The organism is Campylobacter concisus, from assembly GCF_003048555.1.
GTDB lineage: Bacteria > Campylobacterota > Campylobacteria > Campylobacterales > Campylobacteraceae > Campylobacter_A > Campylobacter_A concisus_AO.
In genome coordinates this window covers 44,025-51,292 of the sequence record NZ_PIRR01000008.1, presented here as the reverse complement: position 1 = coordinate 51,292, position 7,268 = coordinate 44,025, and the positions used below count along the sequence as shown (strand labels likewise).

At 36.4% G+C, this 7,268-nt stretch carries 7 protein-coding genes; 5 read left to right on the top strand and 2 right to left on the bottom strand.

What is annotated here, in order from left to right; genetic code table 11:
• The first annotated feature begins 116 nt into the window (after positions 1-116).
• The 4 genes from CVS92_RS02495 to CVS92_RS02480 all read left to right on the top strand — a co-directional run bounded on the left by CVS92_RS02495 (position 117) and on the right by CVS92_RS02480 (position 3,917).
• Positions 117-911, top strand: a complete 795-nt coding sequence (locus tag CVS92_RS02495; protein WP_107788406.1) for an HrcA family transcriptional regulator — start codon at positions 117-119, stop codon at positions 909-911.
• Positions 908-1,450, top strand: coding sequence for a nucleotide exchange factor GrpE (gene grpE, locus CVS92_RS02490; RefSeq protein ID WP_107788404.1), 543 nt, complete (start codon positions 908-910; stop codon positions 1,448-1,450). The genes CVS92_RS02495 and grpE overlap by 4 nt, the downstream gene beginning before the upstream one ends.
• A gap of 35 nt (positions 1,451-1,485) precedes the next feature.
• Positions 1,486-3,360 (top strand): molecular chaperone DnaK, encoded by a 1,875-nt coding sequence (gene dnaK, locus CVS92_RS02485; protein ID WP_107788403.1) that lies wholly within the window; start codon positions 1,486-1,488, stop codon positions 3,358-3,360.
• Between the two features lie 125 nt (positions 3,361-3,485).
• Entirely contained in the window at positions 3,486-3,917 is a 432-nt protein-coding gene (locus CVS92_RS02480) for a trehalose-6-phosphate synthase (RefSeq protein ID WP_107788402.1), read from the top strand.
• Positions 3,918-3,968: 51 nt separating this feature from the next.
• Here the strand turns inward: CVS92_RS02480 and ppk2 are convergent, their stop codons facing one another.
• Positions 3,969-4,778: a polyphosphate kinase 2 gene (ppk2, locus tag CVS92_RS02475; protein ID WP_107788401.1), complete on the bottom strand. Its 810-nt coding sequence runs from the start codon at positions 4,776-4,778 to the stop codon at positions 3,969-3,971.
• A gap of 105 nt (positions 4,779-4,883) precedes the next feature.
• Between ppk2 and dsbD the strand changes: the two genes are divergently transcribed.
• A complete protein-coding gene (gene dsbD / locus CVS92_RS02470) occupies positions 4,884-6,614 on the top strand; it encodes a protein-disulfide reductase DsbD (protein WP_107788400.1) in 1,731 nt (576 codons plus the stop codon).
• Here the strand turns inward: dsbD and nth are convergent.
• Complete coding sequence (gene nth, locus CVS92_RS02465; RefSeq protein ID WP_107788399.1) at positions 6,607-7,239, bottom strand: endonuclease III; 633 nt, start codon at positions 7,237-7,239, stop codon at positions 6,607-6,609. The two genes, dsbD and nth, sit on opposite strands and share 8 nt — an antisense overlap.
• Positions 7,240-7,268 lie beyond the last annotated feature (29 nt).

Below are 7,268 nucleotides of genomic sequence, written 5' to 3'. Positions count from 1 at the left end.
ATCTTTAGTTTACTAGACTAAAGATATATAAATAATTTTTTTTAACTTATATACTTGACATTAATAAACTAAAGTTGTATAATCTGCTTAGCAATTAAAAAGAAAGAGTGCTAAAAGTGAGTAAAACAAATAAACGCGATTTGATACTAAACTCTATTATTGAAGCTTATTTGCAAGATAATATGCCAATTGGCTCAAATGAGCTAGGCTCTCGGATGAGTGTGGCTATACCAGCTTCAACAATACGTGTTTATTTTAAAAAGCTCTCAGATGAAGGCGAGATTACAAAGCTTCATATTAGTGGCGGAAGGATCCCAACTATCTCTACAATGAGAAGATACTGGAGCGAAATTTTTGCTTTAAGTGATATAAATTTAGAGATAAATGATCCTGATAGTTTAAAGATGTTGTGTGATAAATTTGAGCTTTATTGTATGATTTTTGGCACAATAGATAAAGAGTTGCTAGAAATTTTAAATTTAAATGATAGGTATTTGGTTTTAAATTTTGGAGAAGATGAGATTGTCATCAAATTTGATGCCAGAATGTATAAATTTTTAAGCAATCTAATCGGAGTTAGTTTGGATAAGCTTGAGCTAATTTGCTCACAAGTCGGTATAGGCGAGTTAAAAAACAAGATAAGAGAGCTTAAAAGGACCAAAGTTTATTTTCAAGAAAATGAAATTTTGGCCTTTAATATGTTTAAAGATAGTCGTTTTAAGATGATTTTTGACCCTAGCTTTAGTTTGCAAATGGATGACAAGTTGGCATTTTCTCCACTGTTTGATGAAAATTTTATGGGTCTTAAATTTAATGCAAACTACCTTGGTAGCGAAGCTCAGATGATCTGTGCTGGCAGTATTTATACTGACTATGTGAAATTTATAAATCTAATAAAGGAGGCCGCGTGAGCGAGGAAGTAAAAGAACAAAACACACCGGAAACTGAATCTGTGCAAGAGCTAGCTAGTGATAGCGTAAATTTTGATGCACTTGGTGATATTTCAAAGGTGGAAAAGCTCGAAAAAGAACTTGGCGAGATCACTGATAAATATTATAGAGCAAATGCTGAGTTTGAAAACATGAAAAAGCGCTATGAAAAAGAGAAGGCAGACATTGCAAATTTTGCAAATGAGAAATTTGCCAGGGACTTGCTTCCGGTTATTGATGCGCTCGAAATGGCAGCAAATTTTGACCCAGAGGATGATGAATTTGCCAAAAAGATAAAAGAAGGTGTTTTGATAACTATAAATCAATTTAAAAAATGTTTTGAAAAGCATGGTGTGGTCGAGATCTCAACTGACACCGAGTTTGATCCAAACGTTCATAATGCGGTTTTAAGGGTCGATAGCGAGGAGAAAGAGAGTGGTCAGATCGTGCAGGCTTTGCAAAAAGGCTATTTGATAAATGGTAGGGTTTTGCGCCCAGCTATGGTCAGTGTAGCAAACTAAATTTATAAAAATAAAATCTAATAAAAAGGAAAGAGATGTCAAAAGTTATAGGTATAGACTTAGGTACAACAAACTCTTGTGTGAGCGTTTTTGAACGTGGCGAGAGTAAGGTGATCCCAAACAAAGAGGGTAAAAACACGACTCCATCGGTCGTAGCTTTTACAGACAAGGGCGAAATTTTAGTAGGTGACGTAGCAAAACGTCAAGCGGTTACGAACCCTGAGAAAACGATCTACTCGATCAAACGTATCATGGGCTTAATGAGTAGTGAGAAAAACGCTGAAGAGGCAAAAAGCCGCTTGCCATATCACGTTGTAGACAGAAATGGTGCTTGCGCAGTTGAGATCGCTGGTAAGGTTTATACTCCACAAGAAATTTCAGCAAAAATTCTTATCAAACTAAAAGAAGATGCTGAAGCATATCTTGGCGAGAAGGTAACAGATGCTGTTATTACTGTGCCAGCTTACTTTAACGATAGCCAAAGAAAAGCTACAAAAGAGGCTGGAACGATCGCTGGACTAAACGTGCTTCGTATTATCAACGAGCCAACAGCTGCAGCGCTTGCTTATGGTCTTGATAAAAAAGAGGCTGAGAAAATTTTAGTTTACGACCTAGGTGGTGGTACATTTGACGTTACAGTGCTAGAGACTGGTGATAATATCGTTGAAGTTTTGGCAACTGGCGGTAACGCATTCTTGGGCGGCGATGACTTTGATAACAAGATCATTGACTGGCTAGTAAGCGAGTTTAAAAACGAAAATGGTATCGATCTAAAAGGCGATATCATGGCACTTCAACGCTTAAAAGAAGCTGCAGAAAATGCTAAAAAAGAGCTAAGCTCAGCTCAAGAGACTGAGATAAATTTACCATTTATCACAGCTGATGCAACTGGTCCAAAACACCTTGTTAAAAAGCTAACTCGTGCTAAATTTGAAGGCATGATCGACTCACTTGTAGGCGAGACTATCACTAAGATAAATGAGGTAACAAAAGACGCTGGTTTAAATAAAAGCGACATCAAAGAGGTCGTAATGGTCGGTGGTTCAACTCGTGTGCCACTAGTTCAAGAAGAGGTTAAAAAGGCATTTGGTAAAGAGCTAAATAAGAGTGTTAATCCAGATGAAGTCGTAGCTATCGGTGCTGCTATCCAAGGTGCGGTTATAAAAGGTGACGTAAAAGATGTGCTACTTCTTGACGTAACTCCACTTAGTCTTGGTATCGAAACACTTGGCGGCGTGATGACCAAGATCATCGAAAAAGGCACAACCATACCAACTAAGAAAAGTCAAGTTTTCTCAACTGCTGAAGATAACCAAAGTGCCGTTACTATCATGGTTTTACAAGGCGAGCGTGAGTTTGCAAGGGATAATAAATCACTTGGAAATTTTAACCTCGAAGGCATCCCAGCAGCTCCAAGAGGCGTACCTCAAATCGAAGTTGAGTTTGACATCGACGCAAACGGAATTTTAACCGTTTCAGCAAAAGATAAAGCAACTGGCAAAGCCCAAAATATCACCATTTCTGGATCAAGCGGCTTAAGCGAAGAAGAGATAAACAACATGGTAAAAGACGCCGAGCTTCATAAAGAAGAGGATAAAAAACGCAAAGACGCAGTTGAGGCTAGAAACCAAGCTGACGCACTAGTTCATCAAACTGAAAAGAGCATGAGCGAGCTTGGCGAGAAGGTCCCAGCTGAGGATAGAAGCAACATCGAAGCTGCGCTAAACGATCTAAAAGAGGTCTTAAAAGATGAAAATTCTTCAAAAGAGCAAATTGATGCTAAAGTAGAAGCTCTAAGCAAAGCTAGTCACAAACTAGCAGAAGCTATGTATAAAAAAGATGAAAACGCTGGTGCAAATGGCGGAAATAATAAAAAAGACGACGACGTTATAGACGCTGAAGTCGAGTAAAACTCCTAGAGCAGGGCACTTGCCTTGCTCTTTTATAAATTTATCTTCATAAATTCTTAAAATTGATTCAAAATAAGTATTTTAAATAGTTAAAATTTATATAATGCCAAACAAAAAGGCAAAAAATGTACTTATTTTTTCTGATTACTCATTTAATTTGTGCCATTGTATTTATAGGATACGTATTTTTTGATGTTTGCATATATCCGTTTGCTAAAAAAACGGTTGATACTAAAATCCTTGAAATAGTTAAAAAGGCCTACACAAAAGGCAGTGCAAAGGTTTTTGGCACGGCATTTTTATTGCTTTTAATAAGTGGCACTTATATGGCAAAAGACTATTTTGGAGGCGAGCTTGGCTGGTGGCAAAGCAACTTTCAAAAGCTACTGCTTATAAAAATTTTTGTCTTACTCATAATGTGCCTTGTAACTTTTATATCTGTTTTTAATGTCGTTATTTTAAAAAAGCCTGATCCATTTGGTAAATTTTCACATTTAATAGCTCTAGTACTTTGCCTGATAATGGTCGTTTTAGCAAAAGTAATGTGGTGGGCTTAAAAATTTAGCTAGCAAATCTAAGCAAATCGCTAGCTAGAAGTTAAAAGTATTCTAATCGATACTCTTTAACTTATCTTTATTTAGCCCTTCTTCTATGCGCTTTATCTCTTCACTTCCATCTCTTACGACATTGTTGTCAAATTCCAAGTAGTCATTTATCTTTTTTGGATATTCAACGTGACTTAGGATAAATTTAAAGACATTTAGCCTAGCTTCTTTTTTGTTATCACTTGAGACAATGACCCATGGTGAAATGCTATTGTGAGAGGCAAGAAGCATCGAATATTTAGCGATAGAGTATTGATCCCAAAGTTCTTGTGCTTTTTGATCAACGGGTGAAATTTTAAACTGCTTTAACGGATCATTTTGCCTCTCTTTGAAGCGTTTTTTCTGCTCATCTTTTGTGATTGAAAGATAAATTTTAAAGAAAATTATGCCGGAGTTTATGATCATCTCTTCAAATTTTGGCACTTCACGTAAAAATTCCTTATGCTCTTCTTGCGTGCAAAAGCCCATCACTGGCTCAACGCCAGCTCTATTGTACCAGCTTCTATCAAAGATCACGATCTCTCCGGCACTTGGCAGATGAGTCACATATCTTTGAAAATACCACTGCGTTTTTTCGACATCACTTGGCTTAGCAAGCGCTACTATACGGCAACCCCTTGGATTTAGATGCTCGGTTAAGCGTTTTATCGTTCCTCCTTTACCGGCTGCGTCGCGCCCTTCCATTAGCATGAGCACTCTAAGGCCTTTTTCTTTTACGTAATTTTGAAATTTTAAAAGTTCAATTTGAAGCAGCCTAAGCTCTTCCTCATAGCCAAGCTTCTCGCCTTTTTGGTGTTTTTTGTCTTTTGACATCTTTACTCCTTTAAAATTTCACATATTTTCACGATTTTACAATAAAATAGAATAAATTTAGGAATTTAGACTAAAATCACCTTTTTTAATTTAGCAAGGATTAGTATGTTTTTAAAATTTCTTTTTTCGATTATTTTATTTGCAGGCTCGCTTTTTGCCGAGGTTTTAGATGTTAGTAAAGCCTTTGTTTTAACTCCAAGCGTTGATAGTCAAAATGTTGAAGTGAAGTTTAACTTTGGTGAAAATATCTATCTTTATAAAGAGAGTTTCGAGATTAAACTAGCTGGCAAAAAGATAAATGAGCTATTAAATTTGCCAAGTAGTGAAAATACGGGAGAATATGAAATCTATCCAAAAGATTTTTCTATTTTTATCCCATTAAATTTAGTAAAAGAAAATCTTTCAAATGGCAAAGCGATACTTGACATTAACTATCAAGGCTGTGCTAAAAACGGCATTTGCTACCGCCCGCAAAGTAAAATTTATGAGATAACTGACCAAGCTGGAAAATTTAGCATCGTCACTTTTAAAAAAGAGCAAAAAAACGATACCGACAGCTTTGCTGAAAAATTTTCTAGCGAGCAAGATATTGCAAATGGGCTTGGAGATAAAAATTTCTTTATCTCGCTTCTTACTTTTTTTGGTTATGGTCTCTTGCTTTCACTAACACCTTGCGTCTTTCCGATGATACCGATACTTTCAAGCATAATCGTATCAAAAGGCGCTAATTTAAATGCAAAAAAAGGCTTTTTGCTATCATTTATCTATGTTGTCGCGATGAGCCTAGCTTATGCACTAGCTGGAGTGGCAGCTAGCCTACTTGGCTTTGGTATCGCAGGAGCTTTGCAAAACATCTATGTACTTGGCACTTTTGCAGCCATTTTTGTTATTCTAAGCTTTAGTATGTTTGGATTTTATGATATAAAATTGCCAGCGAAATTTGAAAATTTGATAAGTAAAAAATCGCAAAATAGTTCAGGCTATGTTGGAATTTTTATTATGGGCTTTGCCTCAGCTCTCATCGTATCGCCTTGTGTAGCAGCACCATTAGCTGGCGCACTTCTTTATATTGCCCAAAGTGGAAATATCTTTTATGGTGGCATTATGCTTTTTGTCATGGGGCTTGGCATGGGCGTACCGCTACTTATTATCGGGCTAAGCTCTGGAAAGCTCTTACCAAAACCTGGTAGTTGGATGGATGAAGTGAAAAAAATCTTTGGTTTTTTGATGCTCATCATGGCGGTTTGGATCCTTGCACGTGTACTTGGAGAATTTTTTGAGCTATTAGGATATGGCATTATAGGCGTTTTTATAGCAGTTTATTTTGGGGCATTTGAAGTAGCAGAGCAAAGCTGGGCTAAGTTTAAAAAAGCGTTTTTTATCCTAGTTTTTATATATTCAGTTATGCTAATAGTTGGTTCATTTTTAGGCTCAAAGGAGGCTTTTTCTCCACTTTCTGGACTAAATTTGGCAAAAAGTGATAGTGCGTTAAAATTTAATTCCGTTAAAAATTTAGATGAACTAAATGAGGTAATAAAAAACTCAACCAAACCCGTTTTAGTAGATTTTTATGCTGATTGGTGTGTAAGCTGCAAAGAGATAGAAAAGATCACTTTTAAAGATATTGACGTTATGAATGCTTTGGCAAATTTTGCACTTATTCGTATCGATGTAACAAATGGCGGATCACAAAATGATGAGATGCTAAGAAATTTTGGACTTATTGATCCGCCTGCACTCTTACTATTTAATGGTGGCGATGAGCTAAAATTTCTTAGAACTATCGGTTTTATAGATGCTAAAAATTTTCTAGCAAAGCTTGAGAAAATTAAATAACCTTGTCCTTGCTGTTACAAAGATCATTTAAGATACACTCATGGCAAAGCGGTTTTTTGGCTTTACAGGTGTAGCGCCCAAAGAGCACCATGGCTTGATGAAGCTTACCAAGATCTGTTTTAAAGGCATGGCTAAGATCAGCTTCAGTAGCTTCTGGTGTCTTTGCATGGCTAAGATCAAGTCTGTGCGCCACTCTAAAAACGTGCGTATCAACAGCCATAACATTTGCATTTGTAGCTTCTAAAAGTACGACATGAGCGGTCTTTTGTCCAACTCCAGCAAGCGCTTTTAGCTTCTCTTCATCAAGCGGAATTTCTCCATTATAAAGTTCAACCACGCTGTTTGCCATTTTGATCAAATTTAGAGCCTTGTTATTAAAAAAGCTGCACGAGTTTATCATGAGTTTTAGACTTGCTAAATTTGCGCTAGCTAGCTCATAGACATCTTTATACGCTTCAAATAAAGCTGGAGTTATTAAATTTACTCTTTTATCAGTGCACTGGGCTGAGAGCATGACACAGACAAGTAGCTCATATAAATTTCTAAATTTAAGCTCGCTTTTGGCGTCTTTAAACTCTTCTAAAAGTCTTCTTTTTATCTCTAAAATATCTTTTTTTGTTCTCATTTTCGTATTTTACCTTATTTTCTTAAGTT

Coding starts and splice junctions, on each gene's coding strand:
- dnaK (WP_107788403.1), top strand. CDS start 1,486: ATGTCAAAAGTTATAGGTATAGACTTAGGTACAACAAACTCTTGTGTG.
- CVS92_RS02480 (WP_107788402.1), top strand. CDS start 3,486: ATGTACTTATTTTTTCTGATTACTCATTTAATTTGTGCCATTGTATTT.
- ppk2 (WP_107788401.1), bottom strand. CDS start 4,778: ATGTCAAAAGACAAAAAACACCAAAAAGGCGAGAAGCTTGGCTATGAG.
- dsbD (WP_107788400.1), top strand. CDS start 4,884: ATGTTTTTAAAATTTCTTTTTTCGATTATTTTATTTGCAGGCTCGCTT.
- nth (WP_107788399.1), bottom strand. CDS start 7,239: ATGAGAACAAAAAAAGATATTTTAGAGATAAAAAGAAGACTTTTAGAA.